Annotated in this window: 13 protein-coding genes; 9 read left to right on the plus strand and 4 right to left on the minus strand. The window is 41.9% G+C overall.

Annotated features, from left to right (window positions below; translation table 11 throughout):
- Positions 1-19 precede the first annotated feature (19 nt).
- Both IPO83_14385 and IPO83_14390 read left to right on the plus strand, forming a co-directional pair.
- Complete coding sequence (locus tag IPO83_14385; protein MBK9732439.1) at positions 20-586, plus strand: Crp/Fnr family transcriptional regulator; 567 nt, start codon at positions 20-22, stop codon at positions 584-586.
- An 83-nt stretch (positions 587-669) separates the two neighbouring features.
- On the plus strand, positions 670-1,542 hold the full coding sequence (locus tag IPO83_14390; GenBank protein ID MBK9732440.1) for a hypothetical protein: 873 nt from the start codon (positions 670-672) through the stop codon (positions 1,540-1,542).
- A 426-nt stretch (positions 1,543-1,968) separates the two neighbouring features.
- Here the strand turns inward: IPO83_14390 and hscA are convergent, their stop codons facing one another.
- The 3 genes from hscA to IPO83_14405 all read right to left on the minus strand — a co-directional run bounded on the left by hscA (position 1,969) and on the right by IPO83_14405 (position 10,038).
- Entirely contained in the window at positions 1,969-3,825 is a 1,857-nt protein-coding gene (gene hscA, locus IPO83_14395) for a Fe-S protein assembly chaperone HscA (GenBank protein MBK9732441.1), read from the minus strand.
- 123 nt (positions 3,826-3,948) lie between these two features.
- Positions 3,949-8,952 carry a hypothetical protein gene (locus IPO83_14400; GenBank protein MBK9732442.1) on the minus strand — a complete coding sequence of 1,668 codons (5,004 nt, stop codon included), beginning with the start codon at positions 8,950-8,952 and terminating at the stop codon, positions 3,949-3,951.
- Entirely contained in the window at positions 8,953-10,038 is a 1,086-nt protein-coding gene (locus IPO83_14405) for a PorV/PorQ family protein (GenBank protein ID MBK9732443.1), read from the minus strand.
- A gap of 271 nt (positions 10,039-10,309) precedes the next feature.
- Between IPO83_14405 and IPO83_14410 the strand changes: the two genes are divergently transcribed.
- The 5 genes from IPO83_14410 (at position 10,310) to fdhF (ending at position 17,818) form a co-directional block, all read left to right on the plus strand.
- The gene (locus IPO83_14410; protein ID MBK9732444.1) at positions 10,310-11,581 is read left to right on the plus strand and encodes a tyrosine--tRNA ligase; all 1,272 of its coding nucleotides are present in this window, start codon (positions 10,310-10,312) and stop codon (positions 11,579-11,581) included.
- A gap of 133 nt (positions 11,582-11,714) precedes the next feature.
- A complete protein-coding gene (locus tag IPO83_14415) occupies positions 11,715-12,374 on the plus strand; it encodes a CoA pyrophosphatase (protein MBK9732445.1) in 660 nt (219 codons plus the stop codon).
- A 114-nt stretch (positions 12,375-12,488) separates the two neighbouring features.
- Entirely contained in the window at positions 12,489-13,157 is a 669-nt protein-coding gene (locus tag IPO83_14420; protein MBK9732446.1) for a phosphoglycerate mutase family protein, read from the plus strand.
- A 194-nt stretch (positions 13,158-13,351) separates the two neighbouring features.
- Positions 13,352-15,016 carry an NAD(P)H-dependent oxidoreductase subunit E gene (locus IPO83_14425; GenBank protein MBK9732447.1) on the plus strand — a complete coding sequence of 555 codons (1,665 nt, stop codon included), beginning with the start codon at positions 13,352-13,354 and terminating at the stop codon, positions 15,014-15,016.
- A gap of 3 nt (positions 15,017-15,019) precedes the next feature.
- Positions 15,020-17,818 carry a formate dehydrogenase subunit alpha gene (fdhF, locus tag IPO83_14430; GenBank protein ID MBK9732448.1) on the plus strand — a complete coding sequence of 933 codons (2,799 nt, stop codon included), beginning with the start codon at positions 15,020-15,022 and terminating at the stop codon, positions 17,816-17,818.
- Between the two features lie 129 nt (positions 17,819-17,947).
- Here the strand turns inward: fdhF and IPO83_14435 are convergent, their stop codons facing one another.
- Positions 17,948-20,962 (minus strand): hypothetical protein, encoded by a 3,015-nt coding sequence (locus tag IPO83_14435; protein ID MBK9732449.1) that lies wholly within the window; start codon positions 20,960-20,962, stop codon positions 17,948-17,950.
- A gap of 108 nt (positions 20,963-21,070) precedes the next feature.
- Here IPO83_14435 and IPO83_14440 point away from each other — a divergent pair, with 108 nt between their 5' ends.
- Positions 21,071-22,240 carry an NADH:flavin oxidoreductase gene (locus tag IPO83_14440; GenBank protein MBK9732450.1) on the plus strand — a complete coding sequence of 390 codons (1,170 nt, stop codon included), beginning with the start codon at positions 21,071-21,073 and terminating at the stop codon, positions 22,238-22,240.
- A gap of 234 nt (positions 22,241-22,474) precedes the next feature.
- Positions 22,475-23,452, plus strand: coding sequence for an ion transporter (locus IPO83_14445; GenBank protein ID MBK9732451.1), 978 nt, complete (start codon positions 22,475-22,477; stop codon positions 23,450-23,452).
- Positions 23,453-23,665 lie beyond the last annotated feature (213 nt).

The following is a 23,665-nucleotide window of genomic DNA, read 5'->3' on the forward strand; positions in this document are numbered from 1 at the left end:
CGATCATCTAAATAGATCTATGACTGCAGCGTTAAGAAAATTCATTTCAGATTATGTTGTACTCAGCAACAGAGAAATGGATAGCATTGTCAATAAGTTTAAAGTAAAAGCTGTTAGGAAAAATGAATTCCTCTTACGTGAAGGACAGATTTGTAAGGACCTGGTTTTTGTGGAAGAAGGTTGTCTCAGGTTGTATTATGTTGCAGATGGCGTTGAAGTATCTGTTTGGTTTTCTTTTAAGCATTCATCGGCCATTGAAATTTCCAGTTTTCTCAGCGGAAAACCAACCAACTATTTTCTGCAGGCCACTGAAGACAGTGAAATTTTGTTCCTTCCCAAAACAGAGTTGAATAAACTGTACCATTCACAACCGAAGGTGCAGGAGATGATGCGGCTATTTTTAGAAGACGTTGTATTGAATCTCATCGACCGGTTTACTGCTCTTCAAAGAGATGCTGCCGAAAAACGTTATAAAGATTTATTGAATAAACCTGCTTACCTGCAAAAAGTCCCGCAAAAATATCTAGCCTCGTTCATTGGTGTAACTCCTACATCACTGAGCAGGATAAGAAGAAAAATGAAGTAATTCATTACTTGTCTTATGGCAACTTTTTTCTCTCTCCATCTTTTTTACTTTGCATCATTAAATAATAATCAAACAAATTAATCATGCAGGTAGCTTTTGTAACCTATAGCAAATTTCCTGATTTGACGGAGGACGATCAACTGTTGATGCACTATTTAGTGCAAAAAAATATTACTGTAAGTCCTGTGCAGTGGGATGATAAAACGATCAACTGGCAGCAGTTTGATACCATCATACTCCGTTCGATGTGGGATTATTTTGAAAGGCCGCATGAGTTTGATCAATGGCTTGATAAGCTTGAAGCGCTTGACTGCAACGTGTTAAACCCGCTCTCGGTAGTAAGGTGGAATCAGAACAAACATTATTTTAATGATTTCAGGCGTAAGGGTGTGCTGCTGCCAGCCTATGTTATTTGTTCGCGCAATGATAAGCAGACATTAAAGAAAATAATGGAAGAAAGCGGATGGAGCAAAGCTGTTGTGAAGCCGGTTATTTCCGGAGGTGCTTACAATACTTGGGTTACAACTATTGATACTGTTGCCTCCGACGAAATACGTTTTGCAGAATTACTGAAAACCGGTGATGTGATTGTTCAGATTTTTGTGGAAGAAATTGTTACCAAAGGAGAATTGTCATTCATCTTCTTTAATAAAAAATTCAGTCATGCCATTTGTAAAAAAGCAAAGCACGGCGATTTCAGGGTGCAGACGCAATTTGGAGGAACGGCGGAAGTGATACAACCTGATGCAGCTATTTTAATGCAGGCATCTGAATTGTTAAGCAGTATTGCAGAACCCTTACTTTATGCAAGAGTAGATGGAGTTGTAACCGATGATGGAAAATTTCTATTGATGGAATTAGAGTTGATTGAACCTACATTATCTTTTTTCATTAACGAGAATGCTTGTGAGAATTTTTACGATGCATTAGTAGAATTATCAGAGACGAAATTCTAAACTAAAAATCGGTTACTGAGCGGAGCTCGAAAAGAAATCGGTCACTGAGCGCAGCCGAAGTGCCGGGATTTTTTAGATGACTGGTTTCTTTTTTTTTGCGCCCTTCGGCTACGCTCAGGGAGCAAAAAAAAATTGGTCACTGAGCGGAGCCGAAGTGCCCGATTTTGAAGTTGACTGATCGCGTTTTTTTTTGCGCCCTTCGGCTGCGCTCAGGGAGCAAAAAAAATCGGTCACTGAGCGGAGCCGAAGTGCCCGGATTTTTTTAAATGACTGGTTTCTTTTTTTTTGCGCCCTTCGGCTACGCTCAGGGAGCAAAAAAAATCGGTCACTGAGCGGAGCCGAAGTGCCCGGATTTTTGAAGTTTGACTGATCGCGTTTTTTTTTTTTGCGCCCTTCGGCTACGCTCAGGGAGCAAAAAAAAAATGACTAAACTTTCTTCCCTTTCATAGCATCCAGGATCACCTTATCCATCACACGATGTGCAAAGGGTTGTGAATATTCATTTAGCTCCTCCATTTTGGTATGAATAAAATCTTTATCACCACTATCCAATGAATCTTTCAGAGCATTCATAAAAGAACGCATGCCTTCAGCTTCTTCATTAGAAAGGAAACCGGCATTGCTCTTCAGAAATTTTTCGGCGGAAAGCAAAACCTGTTGCGCTTCTGTTTTTGCTTCCTGAACACTACGTGTCTGCATGTCATCTTTTGCATGGGTGATAGAATCCAGCAACATTTTTTCCACTTCCGCATCTGTCAATCCATATTGTGGTTTGATATCAATGCTTTGTTCAAGTCCACTACGCAATTCCTTTGCTTTCACTTTTAGTATGCCATCAGCATTCAGGATAAAACTGATTTCAATTTTTGGAAAACCGGCAGGCATGGCAGGAATTCCTGATAGGATGAATTCTGCCAGCTTACGATTGTCTTTCACCACATCACGTTCGCCCTGGTACACTGCAATTTTCAGATTCTTTTGTCCGTCAACAGAAGTGGTGTATTGTCTTGCTGCGCTGGTTGGAATTTTTGAATTACGCGGAATAATCACATCCATCAGTTCACCAATAGTTTCGATGCCGAGTGAAAGCGGAGTGACATCGAGCAGTAAAATATCTTTTTGATTTCCTGCTAATACATCAGCCTGTATCGCCGCTCCCAATGCAACTACTTCATCCGGATTTAGTGAATCATAAACGGGCTTGCCGAAGAATGCAGCCACTGTTTGATTTACCAATGGAATACGAGTAGCTCCGCCCACCATCACGATTGTTTCAATATCGCTGGTCGTCAGCTTTGCATCTTTTAATGCATGCTTTACTGCCACCATTGTTTTTTCAACAAGGTGGTTGGTTGCTGCTTCGAATTCAGTTTTTGTGATGTTGCAATTGAAGCTGCCTTGATGGCCTGAATAGCTATCGTTTTGGCTCAGATAAATTTTGGCTTCTTCCGCCTGAAGACGTAGCGATTGACTCAACGATTTATCACTAACGAGTTCCTTTTCTGATAGCTGATTTTGTTTCAGCCAGAAATCTACAATAGCGCGATCGAAATCATCGCCACCGAGAAATGTATCTCCATGTGTAGAGAGCACTTCAAATATTCCGCCCTGAATTTTCAGAATGGAAATATCAAAAGTTCCTCCACCGAGATCATAAACAGCAATTGTTTTTTCTTCGTCCGGATTCAATCCAATACCATACGCGAGTGAAGCTGCCGTTGGTTCATTGATGATGCGTAACACTTCCAGTCCGGCTAATTTTCCGGCATCGCGTGTTGCCTGCCTTTGTGAATCGTTGAAGTATGCCGGAACGGTGATCACTACTTTCTTTACTGCTGCCTTCATCACTTTTTCTGCACGTTCTTTCAGCTCTTTCAAGATGAAAGAGGATAGTTCAATGGGAGAGTAGAAAATGTTACCGACACGAATCTTAACCAATTGCTCCGTGTCTTCATCAATAATTTTATAACCGAAATATCTTTCATGAGCCTTCACATCTTTATACGACTTTCCCATCAATCGCTTTACGGAATAAATGGTGTTTTGCGGATCGGAAATCAGATGCTGCCTTGCCGCTGATCCTACGACTAATTTTTCAGGTGATTCAAAATGCACGATCGAAGGAACGAGCGAATGCACGCCGTCTTCCTTTACGGTTTCCGCGTGGCCGGTTTCCCTGTTAACAAAAGCAATCAATGAATTAGTGGTACCGAGATCGATGCCTGCAATCAGCTCTTTTTTTTCAATCGAAGCCTCTTTAATATTTATGGAAATTTTTGCCATAGAAAATTAGACGGTGAATGCTGCTTAACAGCGTAATAAATTTTTGTGAGGCAAAGATAGGGGAGTCAGGGTAAAATATGATCTGCAGTTATAAAACAAGATGCAAGACCGTTTCGGAATTTGTCAACGCATCAGATACATTTTTCCGATGCCATGTTTAAAATACTGATCGGTGCCAACGTCATAGTGATCAATATCCTGGCCGTTGAGAATTGCATCTACGCGATAGAAATACAAACCGTTGGCCAGCTTATCGCCGTACTGATCGGTACCATTCCAGGCATAATCCGTAATGTTATTTCCAACATGAATGGCACCGAGTTCACTCATGAATATTTCTTTGATCACTCTTCCGCTGATAGTCATGATCTCAATTTTCATAAACTGCGGCACTTCGGAACCTGTGAGCGTAAACACAAATCGTGTGGAAGTGGTAAACGGGTTAGGATAATTCATCACATTGGAGATCATCGGCTTATTGATAACTTTGAAAGATATTCTGTAAGTATTGTTGCCGGATGAATTACCACTGCGGTCATATCCCTGCACTACCAGTTGATAGGTGCCATCGATGGGGAAATATTTTTTCAATGTTACATGCGCTGAATTATCTTTTGCAAGATTGGAGGAATCAGCAGGATAGAAGAAGGCTGTCAACTGATCGAAGATTACATTGTGCTTTCCTCCATCCGGATACAATAAATAAATGTCAAAGAGTGAAGTATCATTCAATGCAAGAAATTTGCTTTCATCTTTCAGCACCATATCTATCTCAGGCTTAGCCGAAACCAGGTCGCCATCAAGAATGTGAATGCCATCAAAAGTTACATCCAGCAGCGGATTCAAATTATCGGTGGTTACGGTGAAATCGATGATGCCTATGTTATTAAAATGAGCTTGTTCCGGCTGATCGTTGTCAGGATTCGCTTCAATAAATAAATAATTAATACCGGCGTACTGATCACTTCCGGTGCTGAAATCATAGGTGACATGAATAGTGTCATTTCCCGCTAATGGCCCATACCGTTTTATGTAAGTGTGGGTTCCGTTGGTCGCATCGGTTACTTCAAATTTCATCAGCATGCTGTCCATGTCCCATGGTGTCAGGTTTTCTATCACAGCATCCAGATGCAGCGGCAAAAACTGATGTATGGTATCGGACATTAAAAAATGCAGCGACGGATTTAATGCTGCTTCCGGCACCGGCTGATAGTTGATCCGCCAGTAATCAAGCTGAACGGGAGTCCGGTTTAAAGTATCCGTGCAAAACAGGAGCAGCTTCAGATAAGGATATTGAGAAACATCAATACCGTCAATCAAAGTGTCATTTGCTGATACATGATTCGATAGAACGGTTTCAAGGCCATCATTACTCACCCCAATTAGTTGCAGGGAAATGCTGTCTGCTCCTGCTTCCAGCGAATGCGCTTTCCAGTGCAGGGAGGTCCATGATACGGCAGGTCCGATTAGCGGTGATTCCATAAATCCCTGATCCCAGTTTCCCTTTATCACAAAACCGGTGTCGATGATGGAGTTAAAGGTATCACCCACCACTTCATACACAGGATAGGACGGATCATTTTTTTTCAGGAATGCAACGTAAGGCACTGCAGAATCAATCGTAGTGATTTTTGTAAGATTTAAATCTGTGAAATATTTCATCATGGTGCTGTCCCAGTTCCGGATGTTCGGATCATTCACCGACATCATTAACAGGTAATCGCCATTTGGCACTGTATCTAAGAAATTGCCGACATCAACATTAGTATAAGAGGTGTTGTAGAAAAAATTAGCACGGGGTGTTTCTTTGCATTGTATGCTGTTGTATAGACCTTGATAACCTCCAATGTTAGGATTCATCCATTGCAATCCATTCGCTGAGTCAATCACTTCAAATAACATGGTAACTCCATAACCCATACAATCCCACACCCTGGACATTCTCACGCCATTGATAAAGTAGCCGGGATCATCCAATGGAACAGGACCGCCTATGTAAGCAGTGAAAGCATCGTACACGCTGATGGTTTTAATATCGTCGCTGAATTTAAACACGCGTGAGTCAGGTAATTCAATATTTCCATTTGGTTGAATAGCAGATTTCAGTTGAAAGAAATGCGACTGGTTCCAGCCGGGAGAGGAGCCTGGCAGATAGATGAAAGAGGCATTGTGCCAGAGGTAACCGTTGTTGTACAATGTATCAATACTGGTGCGCCAATAATACACAGTACTATCTTTTAAGATTAAGTCAGGCTTCCAGTTTAAAATTCCACCCGACTGAATAATTTTTTTCTGTTGCAATAAAGCACTGTTGAAAAGTTGCGTAGTATCAATCTGAAATACATATTGTTTTTCCGCAGCAAAAGCATCTACCGTGGCGGCTTTCAGTACCAAATCCTGACTGCTTATAATACAATAATCATAGGGAAAAACAGGTACAATGTCATCTGAACTGATAAACAGATTGGTGGTTATTTCATTGTTCAGCTCTGATATTTCATCAATCTCCCCTTGTGCGGAAATACTGTCGCCGGCATCCACTTTAATATTAAACTGGTTCAATCCGAAAGAAATATTGGGCTCTGTTTTTATGGAAAGCCGGATGGTATCTTTAAAATAGGGCGCCCTGATACGTTGGTGGTAGAGAAATTCCTGGGTGCCGCCTGGCAAGGTGCGTTTTACATCTATAAATATGGAGTCGCTCGTGGCTTCACCGATGTTGTACAGTACAACCTGAAGGAAAAAAGAATCAAGTCCTGCAGACACAGTTGGAGGATCAAAGCTTACGAATTGCGATTCAAGATCATAATCAGGTTTTGGATGTGTGTTGATCTTAATTGAAGGATCTCCATTCAGCAACATTTGTTCTGCAACAGTTCTGTCGATGTCTGCACCCGATTGCGCAATCACGTTGCTCATCGTTTTCGCAATCAATGTTCCGAGTGATTGATTGTAGTATTTAGCAGATAAATTTTTGTAGAAGTTGGTGCTGTACAAATCAAGCGATGTGGAAACAGAAAATTGGGAGGGTGCGAGAAAGGCGATGGCGCCTCTGTCTTTCGCAAACACAAAATCATCGCTTATGCCGTGTGTAGTGTTAAATAAATTACCAATCAGGCAACCATTAGTGAGAATTACAGGATATTTTCCATAGTTGTTGTATTCCTCAGGTCTGTCAAGATTGAAATCGAATGAATTGTAGGAGGAGTGTCCGTAAAAGGTAATCAGCGAAACACCATTGGAAATCAATGAATCGAGATAGGTGGAAACAATGTATTCAATCGGATCGGTGCTCGTCTTAAAAAATGAATAAATATTACCGCCGTACATCGTGTCTGAAGCTATGGATTTGTATTTATTCAGGTATCCCTGAAAGACAGCCTGATCTATCGAGTTAGATCCTCCGGCGAGGTGCATGATATTTTTCATCCAGCCTTTATTAGCCACTGTTTGAAAGGGACTTGCCTGTGCACTTTCAAACAATTGCATTTTTGAAAGGTAAATGCCGATTTCTTCAGGTTTCAGGCAGGCAAGTCTTCCTATCGGGATGCGCGGCACCGGCGAAAAACCATATGCCGTGAGCAGCACGTCAGAGCCCGGATTTCCAAAGGTGGGCACGTGACAATACGGTCTGTTAGCCGGAATCTCCCACATGCTTACATACTCGATTGCTTTGCCGATTATAAAAATGTGCCTGTCTTGCGGTGGCCATTTTGCAAGAATGAAATCTGAAAAATGCCGGATGGAAGCAGGATGTTCATGTATGCCCCAGGCGAACTGATCGTATAGTTCACGGATATTTACAACGATGGCAGTATAGCCACTTGCATTTTTATAATTCTTGTAATCTTCAACGTAGTTATGACCAATACTGTCTTTGAAGAAAAAAGGATGTGTAATAATGATGAAGTTGCCTTGATTGATTGCATCAAAGAAATTGGTGAAATGAATTTCCTGCAATGTATCAACTGCTTTGATCACCGATGAAGGATCGTAAGCAATAAGACACAAGCTGCGTTCAATTGCAGACGGCGGCAATAAAAATTTCTGTGTGTCATTTTGTACAACTGCTTCAAGCCGCAACTTGTTGGTGAAATCATACAACACCGGCGTAGTGCCATTGGAATTGAAATTGCCGATTTCAATGTATTGATTTCCGCCTGATGCATTTAAACTGAAGGGCACCTGTGTTTGAAAATCAAAATTGAATTCTCTCGGATATTTAAAATCAAGCCAGCCAACTGATCCCCAGTCAGTAGTAGTGGAAGTGGTAAGTTCTGTAGAATAAGTAACTGTTGTAGTGGGATGAGTGAGTAAATTGTTGCCGGGAAGGGGAAGGAAAAAGTGACGAACCAAATATCCAAAATCCGACACATCATAAATGGTGTTTCCATTCACAGCGACGGTAAAACGATGATCTGTGTTTCCCCAACTGGTTGCCCATGATGTAAGTGAGCCTGTCGGACCGTCTGCATAAGGATAAGGTGTGTTGAGAGATAAGGCCTTTGAAGTCTTATTGAAATAATCTCCCGAGTAACCTTCGGTGACACTAAAATCGGAATTAAACAAAGCCTGGCCGGAAAGCGCCGTAGGACCATGGCTGTAATTATTTGGAGCGTATCGTTCCTTGCCGTAGACTTCTGCTACTGTATACCAGCAATACAACTCTTTGGGAGGATGATTGCTGATACTATTTGTTGTTTGTACAAAATGATTGTTGCTGGGCATGTTGCTCCACGTCAAAAAATAAGTCGCGGTATCATTGTACAAACTAAGGTGATTGTTGGGCTGCCAGCTTTTATCAGCATACAACACCGAATCAAGCATTCCATCATTGTGTACAGCATAAAATTCGATATAATCATTTGCTGCGAACAAACCATTTGTGCTTGTATAGACAGGCACTTCTTCACCTTTATTAAAAACCTGGAACTGATTTCCATTTACACTGCCAAGCGGAATGCCCGCTGCAGCCAATACAGAATAATTTATTCTGTAAAATCCATCATCAATAATCTGGAATTTGAAATAGGGCTGGTTGTATTGTATCCATTCATTCCCATAAACCTGGGAGTAAAGTGAATGTGAAATCAAAAGGAAGAACGATGCGAGTATCAGTCTTCTCATCTACGACTTGCTTGGTTTTTCATTAATGGCAATCCTGAGAGAAAATACGTTAGAATAGAGCGAAGAAGAAAGACTCCCAAGATTTGTTAAAGCGTAATCAATGCTGATACTTTTTATTACCAGTCCCACACCAATGCTAGGCTGAGCAGTCATATTCGTCGTTCCGTCAATGTTGGTGATCTTTTGGATATTGCCGATTCCGCCCCTTAAAAAAATAAGGTCTTTGTAACCTGCTTCAATTCCTGCATGAGGATCGATACTGAAAGGTTTTGCACTGATAAGCACATTCCTTTTACCATCTGTAGAGATGTCAATATCCACTTCAGGTAATAGCGTGATGTTTTTTCCCAAAGTAAATTTATAGGCAGTACCGAGAATTATTTTTGGTGCCGTGAGCTCCACTGAATTTTCCGGAATCACATTTTGGGTGGATGCAAAAACCGCTTGCTCTTCTTCCGTAAAATTAAATGACCAGGCATTGAATGTGGTGGTAATGTCTTTTGCCATCGCACCGAAGTGCCATTTTTTCAAGTCATATTGAATGCCTGCATCCAGTCCAACGCCCCAGGAAGAGGCAAACGATCCGACAGTCCGGTGGATGATTTTGAGGTTTCCTCCAATCCTTAATCCTTCAACACCTAGTTTTTGTGAATAGGAAATCAGTCCTGCATAGTCAGCAACGGAGAAGGTAGTCACATTATCGTAATTCACGCTTCCATCGGGCTCCAGTAAAAAAAGTGTATTCGGAATATCATCCACGCCAAATCGAATGATGGAAAATGCCAGCATCCTGTTTTTGTCCTGCATCGGTAGCGCTACCGCCGCATAATCAAACTTGGCGATGCCGGCAAAATATTCTGCATGCATCAGTCCGAGATCGAATTTTTTATCAATCAGTGCCAATCCGGCTGGGTTCCAGAAGCCTGCCGTCACGTCTCTCACAGAAGCCACTTGTGCACCAGCCATTGACAAACCACGGGCGCCGATTCCAATGCTGAGAAATTCATTGCTGTATTTGTAAAACTGAGAAAATGCGCCTGAGTAGGAGCAAAGCAGTAGCACAATAATTGTCAGTGTTTTTCTCATCTAAATTTTTGGTTGAAATCCTGGATAAACGCCCTCTCAATAAAGGTATTGTAAAAATAGAATTTTTATTCCGAACCGATGTCGGTTGGTTTCTGAAGAAAGACTGTTCAAACGGGCAGACCAAAGGTTGAAAGGATAATTGTTACATGGTTAAATTGCTTAATGGTTGCGGCAAAGCCGGTGTGCTGACTCCAATTCACAATTCCTGATTCTTAATTCCTAATGCTCAATTCTCAATTCTCAATTCTTAATTTTACCGCAAAACAGAAGCATGAATTTTATAGAAGAGCTGAAATGGCGCGGTTTGTATTTTGACACAACACCCGGAACGGAGGAACACCTCAGCAGCGGATCACGTATCGGTTACATTGGCTTCGATCCGTCGGCTCCATCGTTGGGTATTGGCAATCTTGTACAGATCATGTTGCTCACTCATTTTCAGAGAGCGGGCCATAAACCAATTGCGCTGGTTGGTGGCGCCACCGGCATGATTGGAGATCCTTCCGGAAAATCGGAAGAGCGGAAACTATTGTCTGAAGAAACGATCAGAGCCAATGAAGAAAAGATAAAGTTGCAACTGGGAAAGTTTCTTGATTTCACAGGAGTCAATGCAGCGACAATTGAGAACAACTATCAATGGTACAAAGACATGACAGTGCTGGAATTTCTCCGCGAAGCAGGTAAACACCTCACTGTGAATTATATGATGGCAAAGGATTCTGTTAAAAGCCGGCTTGAAACCGGGATTTCTTATACAGAGTTTACTTACCAGCTTTTGCAGGGATATGATTATTACTGGTTGAACAGTCACCGTGATTGCACCTTGCAGATGGGAGGTTCCGATCAGTGGGGTAACATTACGGCCGGCATTGAATTATCGCGAAGAAAATCAGGCAATGAGGTGTTTGCGGTAACCAGTCCGCTCATTACGCAAAGTGACGGAAAGAAATTCGGCAAGTCAGAAAAGGGAAATGTTTTTCTGGATGCTGCAATGACCTCACCGTATAAATTCTACCAGTTCTGGTTGAATGTTTCTGATGAAGATGCGGCAAAGTACCTGCGGATTTTTACATTGATGAACAAAGAAGAGATTGAAGCGATGGAAGCAAGTCATGTGAAAGAACCACATCTTCGCTTATTGCAGCAGGCATTAGCTAAGGACATTACCATCAGGGTTCATTCCGCAGAAGATTATAACCAGGCCATCCGCGCCTCAAAAATTTTGTTCGGACAATCTACAGGTGAAGAGTTGCAACTGCTGACGGACCGTGATTTTGAAGAAATATTTGAAGGTGTTCCCACTAAAAAAATCAGCAGATCACTTTTAGAAAATGGATTAGAAGTGATGAAATTATTGGTGGATGAAACTCAGTTTCTCCCGTCACGAAGTGATGCAAGAAGAATCATCCAGGGAAACGGTGCTTCCATCAACAAAAAGAATATTTCTCCCGAAGAAAAAATCAACACCAGTCACCTTATCAATGATCGATATCTCTTATTGCAGAAAGGGAAGAAGAATTATTTTTTGGTGATAGCTGAGTAGAATTAGGAATTAAATTGAACGTACAAAATAGGATTTTCTAACAAGACTAAAGACTAAGGACTAAGGACTAAGGACTAAGGACTAAGGACTAAGGACTAAGGACTAACAACAACCTAAACATTTCAAACCCGAAATGCAATTCCAATCCTTCATAAAAAAACTTCAGCAGCAATTATCACAACCGCTTCCAGGTGAAACGGCGCAATTTAAAATGGCGCCGGGCCGTCGCATAACGATGGAGGAATATGATCAATTGGCAAATAAAAATCCACGTCCGAGCGCTGTATTGATTTGTTTGTTTCCTTACCAGGAAAATATATACACGTTGCTCATGCTTCGTCCTGAAGAACAGGGTGCCCACAGTGGTCAGGTTAGTTTTCCCGGAGGAAGATTTGAAACAGCAGACAACGATTTACAAACCACTGCACTTCGTGAAGCACAGGAGGAAACAGGAATGGATCAGCGCAAAGTGGAGATACTTGGTGCACTCACCCGACTTTTCATTCCGGTCAGCAACAGCATGGTTCAACCCTATTTGGGATACCTGAATGAAAAACCGTTGCTGAAAAAAAATGATGCTGAAGTAAAAGAAATTATTGAAACTGACATCAGGCTTATCATGAATCCTTCTTTAAAAGAAAATGCAATATTTAAGGGTATTAACAATTTTCAAATAGAAGCTCCTTATTACAATATACAGGGTCATAAGGTTTGGGGAGCTACAGCGATGATGTTGAGTGAGTTGGAAGCATTGCTGGTTAAAGTTACATTCAATGCTGACCAGATGCAGTAGGTAATGTTATGGTGATCCGTATTAAGTAATGCTAACTTCATTGGATCATACTTTTTAGATTTGGAAAATCATTATCAGATTGAACCATCGTAGAAAAATTCAAATCTTCAGTTAATGAAACCAAAAAGAATAGTCCTGATAAGACACGGTGAATCCAAAGGAAATGTTGACCGTTCCGTGTACGCGGAGCGCCCCGACTATGCACTCGAATTGAGTGAAAAAGGTATACAGCAGGCATTTGATGCGGGAAAAAAACTCGCAACACTTATCGGAAGCGAAAGTCTCATGCTGTATGTTTCTCCTCACTGGCGCACCCGTATGACCAGTGAAGGAATCTTACAAAGTTTTAACAACAACCGGATTTTAATCAGGGAAGAACCACGTATCCGCGAACAGGAGTGGGGACACCTTAGAAGTATGGATACAAATAAAATGCTCGACAGTGAGCGGGATGCTTTCGGAACATTCTACTACCGGTTTGCTGATGGAGAATCATGCGCTGATGTGTACGATCGTGTGAGTGGTTTCTTTGACACACTTTTCCGCGATTTCGAAAAAGATAACTTTCCTGAAAACACCATCATCGTAACCCATGGTATGACTATCCGCGTATTCCTGATGCGGTGGTATCGTTGGACAGTGGAGAAATTTGAAACCGTAGCCAATCCGGGCAATTGCGAGTATTTTGTAATGGAGAAACGTGACAATAACAAATATGAACTGATGTCCCCACTGAAGTTTCATGAACCGCATCATCCTTACCAATATCCCGGAAGAAATTAATCACCCGTACATCGACTTTTATGTCGACCATGGAGCGAGCGGCTCTCCTTTGGAGAAGGTCCATCAGAAATTTCCTTCATAGTATGTATGCTGATTCATTTCAAAACAGCTGCTGACATATCTGATCTTCTCCTATTTCAAAACAAACCTCAAATACCTTACATTTGTAAACCACTCTATTACGAGCTGTAGCCATGTCAAAAAATCTAAGCGAATTATCAGGAAGAAAAGGCTTGCATAAAAGCCTTTTTGAGGAGCTTGGGCTGGCTGCTGCTTCGGAAGGAACGCTTTCCAAAAAGCAGATAGAAACACTCGCCGAAGATTTTGTGATGGGCAAAGCGAATGTATATGGTGCAGTGAGTTTTTATGATTTTCTGAGACCTGAAAACAAAGGAAAGAAAGTATATGTCTGCAATGGAAGCGCCTGCCTAACTGCCGGAACGCAGGATGCTATAAAAGAGAAATTGCGACATCATTTTAATGAAGAAGAAATCGGAGAGATGTGTTGCCTGGGCCGCTGTCATGAGAACAGCGCCTTTCATTTTGGCGGAAAGAATTTTTCCGGGAATGCTATTGATACTGATTTTAGAAATACGTCCGTAGACAGTTCACCTTTTGCTATAAACGATCAATACCAGGTGGCGCATTTTGGTACGCAGGTTCTAACAGGTGTCTTTCCGGGTATTGAAAGTTATTATTCTATTTTAAAAACTGTGCTCGAAAGTCCAACTGAATCATTGCTGGAAGAATTAAAAATTTCGGGATTAAGAGGAAGAGGAGGAGCAGGGTTTCCCATTGCCTTTAAATTGGATGCATGCAAAAAAGCAGAAGGCACACAGAAATTTATTGTCTGTAATGCTGACGAGGGTGATCCTGGTGCTTATAGCGACCGGTATTTGCTGGAACAGCAACCGCATTCCGTTTTATTGGGAATGATCATCGCAGGATTTATTGCCGGGGCTTCTGTTGGAGTGGTATATATAAGAGGTGAGTACCCTGAAGCCATTCATATCACGAAGAAAGCAATTGACGATATAAGAGCAGCAGGCTACATCGGTAAAAACATTTTAGGTTCAGGTTTTGATTTTGAATTTAAAGTGATTGCTGCTCAAGGTGCTTACATCTGCGGTGAAGAAACTGCTTTGCTTTCCAGCATCGAAGGTCAACGTCCGGAAGTGCGCGTGCGACCTCCTTATCCTGTGCAACGTGGGTTGTTTAATAAACCCACGGTAGTAAACAATGTGGAAACATTAGCGTGTATTCCGTTTATCTTAAAAAATAGCGGAGCTGCATTTGCTTCGATTGGAAAGGGAAAATCAACAGGAACAAAATTGATTTCACTGGATGGATTTTTTAACCGTCCCGGTATTTATGAAGTGGATATGGGAACATCTTTGCGTTATGTGATTGATGTAATGGGAGAAGGATTTACAACAGCAATCAAAGCGATGCACATCGGTGGTCCGTTGGGTGGATTGGTACCTGTAGAAAAAATTGATGACCTGACGATTGACTTTGAATCATTTTCGCAAAACGGATTCCTGTTGGGCCATGCGTCGGTGGTTTGCATTCCCAAAACTTTTCCATTGATACAATATATGGAGCACCTCTTTCAATTTACCGCGCATGAAAGTTGCGGTAAATGTTTCCCCTGCAGATTGGGCGCGACACGAGGATATGAGTTGCTTCAAAAAGCACAACAGGAAGATTATAAAATTGATAAAGAATTATTTACAGATTTAATTACCACGATGGAAGCAGGTTCATTGTGTGCATTGGGTGGCGGTTTACCTTTGCCCATGCGCAATGCACTGCACTATTTCGAAGAAGAATTGACACCTTTTTTCATAAACGCATAATTGATGAAAACAGAAACCATCACTCAATCAGCAGCACTGCTTCAACACAAGCAGAATGGAACGGTGAAGAATGGTTTTTTGACTTCGCAGGTTGCTTATGTAAACAATAAGCCTTATGACCTGAAGGAAGGCGAAACAATTTTATCCTTTATGCGCCGGCATTTTGGAAAAGATGCCGTGCCCACTTTATGTGATGCGCCTAATCTTGAGCCTTTTGGTTCGTGCAGGGTTTGCAGCGTGGATGTTGCACTTGTAAAAGATGGTCCGGCGAAAGCACAGGCTGCTTGTCACACTCCGATAATTCCCGGCTCTTACATCTTTCCGGATTCTGATCGCATACAAAGTCTTCGCAGAAATATCATTGAACTGGTGTTAACCGATCATCCTTTGGATTGCCTCACCTGCGAAGTAAACAACAACTGCGAATTGCAAACCGTTGCTGCGCGCGTTGGTGTAAGAGATGTTCGTTATCCGGCAGGTAAAAATCATCTGGATAAGAAAAAGGATCTGAGTCATCCTTATATGACTTCAGATTTATCTAAATGCATCAATTGTTTTCGCTGTGTACGTGCCTGCGATGAAATACAGGGACAATTTGTGCTGAGCATGGCAGGAAGAGGCTTTGACAGTCACATTGTAAAAGGCCAGGAAGTAAGTTTCAATGAAAGTGACTGTGTAAGTTGTGGTGCCTGCGCACAGGCTTGTCCGACTTCTGCTATCAGTGATATTTTTGAATCGAAGTCAATTGTGTTTGATACCAAAGAGAGAACGGTTTGTACGTATTGCGGCGTTGGCTGCAACCTCGAAGTAGCAGTGAAAGGTGGAAAAATAAAATCTATTCAGGCGCCTTATGATGCGGCGGCGAATGGCGGGCATACCTGTTTAAAGGGACGTTATGCATTCTCTTTCTATGATCATCCGGATCGATTAAGAAGTCCGATGATAAAGAGAGATGGAGTATTTGTGGAATCGACCTGGGAGGAGGCGTATGATTTTATAGCAGAGAAACTTACTCACATAAAAACTGAGTTTGGCCCTGATGCCATTGCCGGTATTTCTTCCGCCCGTTGTACCAATGAAGAGAATTACATCATGCAGAAATTTATCCGTGCTGTTATCGGTACGAATAATATTGATAGTTGCGCGCGTGTATGTCATTCGCCGACTGCATTAGGTATGCAACGGACGTTTGGAACCGGTGCAGCTACAAATTCAATCATTGATTTAGAATATACCGATTGCATGATGGTGATCGGTGCTAATCCAACTGATGCACATCCTGTTACAGGAGCAAAGTTGAAGCAGACAGCGATGAAGGGGAAAAAACTGATCATCATTGATCCGCGCAAAACAGAACTTACCAAATATGCAGATCATCATTTACAGTTAAGGCCGGGAACAAATGTTGCACTCCTGAACATGATGTTGTATTACATCATTCAGGAAAAGCTGGAAGACATTTCCTTTATTCAATCCCGTACGGAAGGATATGATGAATTCAGCCAACAGATTTTAGCATTGAATATTGAGGAGATGGAGCGATTGACTGGTGTTGATCGCAATGAAGTAAAAGCAGCCGCTATTACGTATGCTACTGCAAAGAATGCAATGTCCTTTCACGGATTGGGAGTGACCGAACATTCTCAGGGAACCTATACTGTAATGCTGATCGCAGACCTTGCCATGATCACCGGAAACATCGGCAGGAGAGGTGTTGGTGTAAATCCTTTACGCGGACAAAACAATGTGCAGGGTGCCGCTGATATGGGTTGTCAGCCACACCAGGGAGCAGGTTATTTTGATGTAACAAATGTGGAGTACCATAAAAAATACGAAGAGTTTTACAATGCGAAATTGCCGATTCACCTCGGCTATAAAATTCCGCAGATGTATGATGCTGCATTAAGCGATAAGTTAAAAGCCATTTGGGTGATTGGAGAAGACATGGCGCAGACAGATCCTAACACACATCATGTAGTGGCTGCCTTGCAGAAACTGGATTTGTTTGTGGTGCAGGAATTATTCATGACTGAAACTGCAAAATTGGCCACCGTGATTTTGCCTGGTGCTTCATTTTTAGAAAAGAGCGGAACATTTACCAATGGTGAACGGAGAATTCAGCGTGTCAATAAAATTGTGGAACCTATAGAAGGAACAAAATGTGACGGACAGATTATTGCTGACATCATGAACAGGATGGGTTATGCGCAACCTGACTATGATCCTGATACAATGTTGCAGGAGATCTCGCAGATCGTTCCCTTCTTTGCCGGTGTAAAGTGGGATGAGTTGGGCGATAATGGTAAACAGTGGCCGGTAGCTCCCGGTGGTGATGACACAGAGATATTGCATGTGGATTCATTCAAAAGAGGCAAAGGAAAATTTGTATACAACGATTTCAAAGAGTCTGCAGAAATCACACAGCATGGAAAATCTTTTCCGTATATCATCACTACCAATCGTGAACTCGAACATTACAATTGCGGCGCTATGACACGCCGTACACGTAATGCTGATATTCTTACGGAGGATGTTTTATTGATTAATGAAGCAGATGCTTCCAAACATTTCATTCAGGATGGCGACATGGTATGCGTTGAATCTGCTCGTGGAAAGGTGGACATCAAAGCCAGGATTACAGATGAAGTGAAGCCGGGTATTTTAAGCTCAACATTTCATTTTCCTGAAATCATGCTCAACAACATCACTTCCAGCATCAGCGACAGTGAAGCCATGTGCCCGGAATATAAAGTGGTGGCCTGCAATATCAGGAAGAGTAAAGGGAAATATAAAGTGGGTTAGCAGATTGGTGTAATCTCAAAAACCCGCGCGCGTTTACCTCAAAGATTTCCTGAACAGGTGATCGGGTTAGTTGGATGGTTTAATTGTTTAATTTAACAATTCAGCCATGTAACCATTTGGCCAACCCTCTCAATACGGATGTGCAACAAATAACCCATAACTCACAGTAGGCTCCAGTAAATTATAATCCTGTCCATCAGGAATGCCGTCACCTGTAATGTCAGATATATTATAACCGAAATCCGGTAAGGTAACATCCGGTTCCAGTGCATTAAAGTCTCCGCCATCTATAGAACCATTCTGATCAATATCTCCGCTATAGATCGCCCAGACTCCATCAGCAGGAAAAAGAACCATTTGCGGGTTTGGATTAAAAGGATCGGGAAAAGCTTGTGTTATGCCGGATGAGAAATCATAGAATACGGAAGTGTCCATAAGCACCGGAGCTGCACTCCATGTTTGCAAAGCATTTTTATAATGTATGGTAATGTAATAGGAATTACCGGACAATTCTCCGGGGAAAACACAATTGGCAAGACCATCCGTCTGTAAAACAGTTTTGAAGGAAGCAACCGGAAGATCGGTTGTTGCGGCATCAAACAGTTCTATTGTTACTGTATCTACCTGTATGGATGCAGGATCTGTATCAATTCCTGCATTACTCAAAACCGGCTTCATCATTCCTCCACCAATATAATATCCTTCAATAAAAAATTTTAAATGGACGGTAATAGTACAGTTATTGACCAGTACTGTTATTGAATTGGAATTCGCAGTACTGCATGCATTGCTGACATTGCACACATATGACCCGTTTGTATTAACAGATAAATTTTGATTTGTTGCACCCGGAATAATGGTTCCGTCTTTTTTCCAGGCGTAAGAATAACCTGAATTAATGTTAACACTCAACACCACGCTTTCTCCATTGCAAATTGTTGTGGATCCATTGGATGATATTAACGGAACATTGCCTGAATACGTTAATAAGACATCATCAATCCTGTATTGCGTGACGGTTCCTGTTTGAGTAAACTTTATCCAAAGATTAGCAACAGCAGGAATTGATCCACTGGCTGTACGGTAATACCAATTGGAAGTGCCGCTGCCCGATGGTAAAGCGGGGAAAGCAAGATTGGAGTACGTTATGCCATCACTGCTGTACTGAATTAATAAATCTCCACCTGTGGATGCTGTTGTGCTTTTGAATATTCCGAATGAAAGTTGAAGATCAGCCAGTCCTGAAGTATTGATACCGGAAATAATAAAATTTCTGTTTGCAGTATTCGTAATAAAAATATTTGCACCGCCCGAGGCACCTGCATAAACTCCGGACGAACTTTGTGTGTTCCGCACGTCTGCAGTCCCTGACAGCGTGAGGTTATCATTATCAAATCCATTGTTCGTTTCATGAAGGGTAATTGCTGTAGTGGTAGTTACACTTCCCATTGTTTCGGTAAATACATTTCCATTGGGTTGACTAATACTGGAAACAACAACCGGTGAGGATGTAGAATAACATCCGGTCGATAATGTCACCGTCGCAAAATAATTTCCTGCAGTTGAAACAACTATCGATTGTGTAGTTGCTCCTGTAGACCATAAATAACTATTGCCGCTGCTTGCAGTAAGTGTAACAGATGATCCGTTGCAGATGGAAACCGGTCCTGCAGGAGAAATGGTTACTGCCGGATTCGTATTCACCAGGACAGAAGCCGGACTCATTCCATTGTTTGCCGCATTTACATCACCAGTCATTACAGTATAACTATTGAAAGTATAAGTTCCTGCAGTACTCATGTTGTAGGTGCTGTCGAATGTAATGTTGAAAGAAGCATTTCCTGCTAAGGAACCTGTGGTGATTGTTTTAGAAAATGTATGATTACCCGCGGAAGGATTCGTTGTTACTATTATCACTTGTAAATTATGGGAAGGAAATTTTACAGTATCAGTTCCGAAATTTTTCACCTGCACCTGCAATGTTTGATTGGCAACCGGGCAGATGGAGGAAGCAGGTAAATTCAATGCCAGCACACCAACATCCGGAGGTGCTGCACCACCATACTGAAAATTAAATTTTCCGATCACAGGCAAATGATCAGATGCATAGTGCAACGCGTTCGCAACGTTCAAGGAAACCGCGTTGTTCGGCATCCTGTTTATGGAATCGTTGTAGTGATTGCCATCATTTCCATAGCCGGTTTGAGAATTTGCTACATAAGTTACTCCGCCAGTCTGACTGATTGCTTTCGAGTATAAAATCAAATCAAAACGATCATCGATGCCACCGGTTGATCCACCGCCAAATGATCTCGTCCGCGTAGATTGGGTGTGATGAATTGCATAACTGCTGTTGTTCCATGAACCTGTCATGGCTATCGGATCGATAAAATGCCCTTCATTGCTGCCATTTACCTGCAAGAGTTTCTGGTATCCGCTTTCCGAAGCAGCATAAAAATTAAAATCACCGCACACAATAAAATTTGATCCTGCCGGCAATGCATTGGTAACTTTTCTCAAACTGTCCACTTCAAGAGCACGTTGTATTTCGTTTGCTGTTCCTGAACTTGCTTTAAGGTGTACTGCATATATTCTGATGGTATCTCCTGAAAGAATGTGTACCAGTTTGAATTCGCTGATGTTTCTCAGATCCGTTTTTATTTTCTTGTTGCTGACAAAAACAAACTTTCCTGATTTATAAAACAGGCCATTGTCGGTATCGGGGCCATCAATAAAAGCCGCTGCTAAATAGGTGGGTGAGTAAGCATTCATCACTTTCGTCAAAAAACCATTCACTCCCGATTGAGAATTCATTTCTTCTACAACAAGAAGATCAGGATTGGTTGCAGCGATGATTGTTCTGAAGTATGGATTTCGAAGTGCAGTATCTGCTGTGATATTTCCCGGATCAGGATAGTTGAGTAGGTTATAGGTTATCAACGCTACTTCATCCGATTGCTGGCCGAGGCAATCCGACCCATACAGGATACAACCGGTAAGTACCCAAAAGAAAAAACAGGAGAGCCGCAACAATTGAAATAATTGCGATGCGAAAGAATACTGCGGAAAATGCAAGGAACTATTCAAAGTAAGAAGACCTGAAGATTGAATAATGGTGTTCGAAAGTAAAAGAGGAACCGGCATCGTAAATATAGAAACATTTACATAAGTCCGGAATGTGTGTGATGGATCATTTCAGATAAAAAGTTGCCGGAGGAATTTATTCTTTAATGTTTTTCCTATTTTCAACTCATGCTCTTCACACCTGTAAAAATCGGTCCATTGAAACTTCGCAACCTGTTTATTCGTGCCGCTGCTTTCGAAGGCATGAGTCCGCAGCATGGAGTTTCTCAAAAGTTGATTAATTATCATCAGTCAGTTGCTGCGGGAGGCATTGGAATGACGACCGTTGCGTATGCCGCCGTATCAAAAAACGGACTTTCCTTTCCACATCAGTTATGGTTGCGCGCAGAAGTTGTTCCGCCATTGAGAAAGTTGACGGATGCTGTTCACGCGCAGGGTGCTGCCGCTTCGATTCAGCTTGGCCATTGCGGAAATATGTCGAAGCGAAGTGTTACCGGTACACGACCTGTTGCTCCCTCTGCACGATTCAATATGTATGCTCCATCATTTCCCAGGGCAATGCGAAAAGTTGAAATTCCGGAAATGGCAAAATCATTTGGCAATGCTGTCCGGTTAGCACAACAGGCAGGATTTGATGCGGTGGAAATTCACGCAGGGCATGGTTATCTCATCAGCCAGTTTCTTTCTCCGTTTACCAATCATCGCAAAGATGAATTCGGAGGATCATTGATCAATCGGATGAGATTTCTTAAAATGGTAATCGATGAAGTGATGGAGGCAGCAGCAACAAAGACTGCTGTGTTGGTAAAAATGAATATGCGCGATGGTTTTGAAGGAGGAATGGAAATCGATGAATCGCTGCAGGTTGCAGCCATGCTTGAAAATGCCGGCGTTCATGCACTTGTTTTGAGCGGAGGATTTGTGAGTCGCGCACCAATGTATGTATTGCGGGGAGCAATGCCGGTTAATACACTTGCACTCCATACAGAAAGTATGATGCTCAGCATTCTTGTTAAATATTTTGGAAAGTTTCTGGTGAAAGAAGTTCCATTCACCGAAAATTATTTCCTGGAAGATGCGCGGCTGTTTCGTAAAGCATTAAAGCTGCCTTTGGTTTATGTAGGCGGAATACTATCAAAAGAAAATATTGAACAGGTTTTATCAGCGGGATTTGATGCCGTTGCCATTGCACGGGCGTTGATTCGTGATCCTGATTTCATCAATAAACTTTTGCGCTCGGAATTGCTTCATTCTGCCTGCGATACCTGTAATTATTGCGTTGCACTAATTTATGACGGGCCATTCAGTTGTATTCAAAACGACAGAATGGGTCTTTGAAAAGAAAAACAAAGCATTGATAGGCGGCTAAAATTGAATGAAGAAATGCTTGCTTCAACATTCGCTCCGTTCCGCATCCGCTCCATGAGCCTGTCAAAGGGTTCGATGTTTGCAATGATGCAGCAGGTATCATTACGTTGACGCCGCCAATTGTTGATTGCGTACATTACTTGCACAACTCCTATCGCTTCATCACTTTTGCATTGAAACGTCAAACTCAATAAAACTTCAATAATGATAAAACAGGAAACTCCGCAATCATTGCGTCATGACGACAGTACAGGTCTGAGTGCGAAGGTGCAATCGCGCAACCGGCATTCATTCAAACCAAATGGATCATTTAATGTGATCGTTGAAGGGCTCCCCTGGCTGAAACCCTACGAAATGTACCACGGACTTATCACCATGTCGTGGTGGAAATTTAATCTTACGGTGCTGATCACTTTTCTCACCGTGAATAGTTTTTTTGCCGCAATATATTTCCTGATAGGTGTGAATGAACTCACCGCTTACAGTGGCACCTCTGAATGGGAAGCCTTTCAACATTGCTTCTTTTTCAGCGCCCAATCTCTAACTACAGTTGGATATGGACGAATTGCTCCGGTCGGACCTGCTACAAGTTGGGTGGCCTCCTTCGAAGCCATGACAGGCCTGTTGATTTTTGCATTGGCAACCGGTTTATTATATGGTAAATTTTCAAGGCCCAGTGCGCGCATTATTCATAGCAACAATGCGCTTGTTTCACCTTATCAATCGGAAACTGCGTTCATGTTCCGAATCGCCAATAAACGTACTTCGCAATTGGTGGATGCCGATGTGCAGGTTACGTTGAACAAGATTGATGTGGTGAATGGAGAGGAACGCAGGATGTTTTATCCGCTTAAACTGGAACGTCATCGTATCAATATGCTGCCATTGACCTGGACAGTTGTACATCCTATCAATGAAGAGAGCCCGTTGTATGGCAAGACGATGGAAGACTGGGAAAAAGAAGACATCGAAATCCTGGTTTACTTCAAAGCATTTGATGAAACATTTGCCAATCACGTTCATTCACGTATTTCCTATAAAAGGGAAAATCTTGTTTGGGGTGCGAAGTTCATTCTCAATTTTAAGGAGTCACAAGATGGTGCCACTATTCACTATGTGAATATGATTGATGATTATGAGACGGTGGAATTGCCGGGATATCGGGCTGCGGCGGGTGCATGAGTAATGTGTTGACAAAGAATATTCTGTTTTTTTGATCGGGTAAAACTTTCAGAAAACACCAAACTCTTTCCTGTATGATTACCGGAAAAGCAATTTTCTTCCTAATTCCTAATTCTTAATTCTTAATTCCCCGAAATCTTAAGAAAAAGCTAAAGTTTTAAAAATAAGAATCCAACCTCTTATTTTTGACCCCCGTTAAAAAACGCTATGGAA

The organism is Chitinophagaceae bacterium (genome assembly GCA_016717285.1).
GTDB lineage: Bacteria > Bacteroidota > Bacteroidia > Chitinophagales > UBA10324 > JACCZZ01.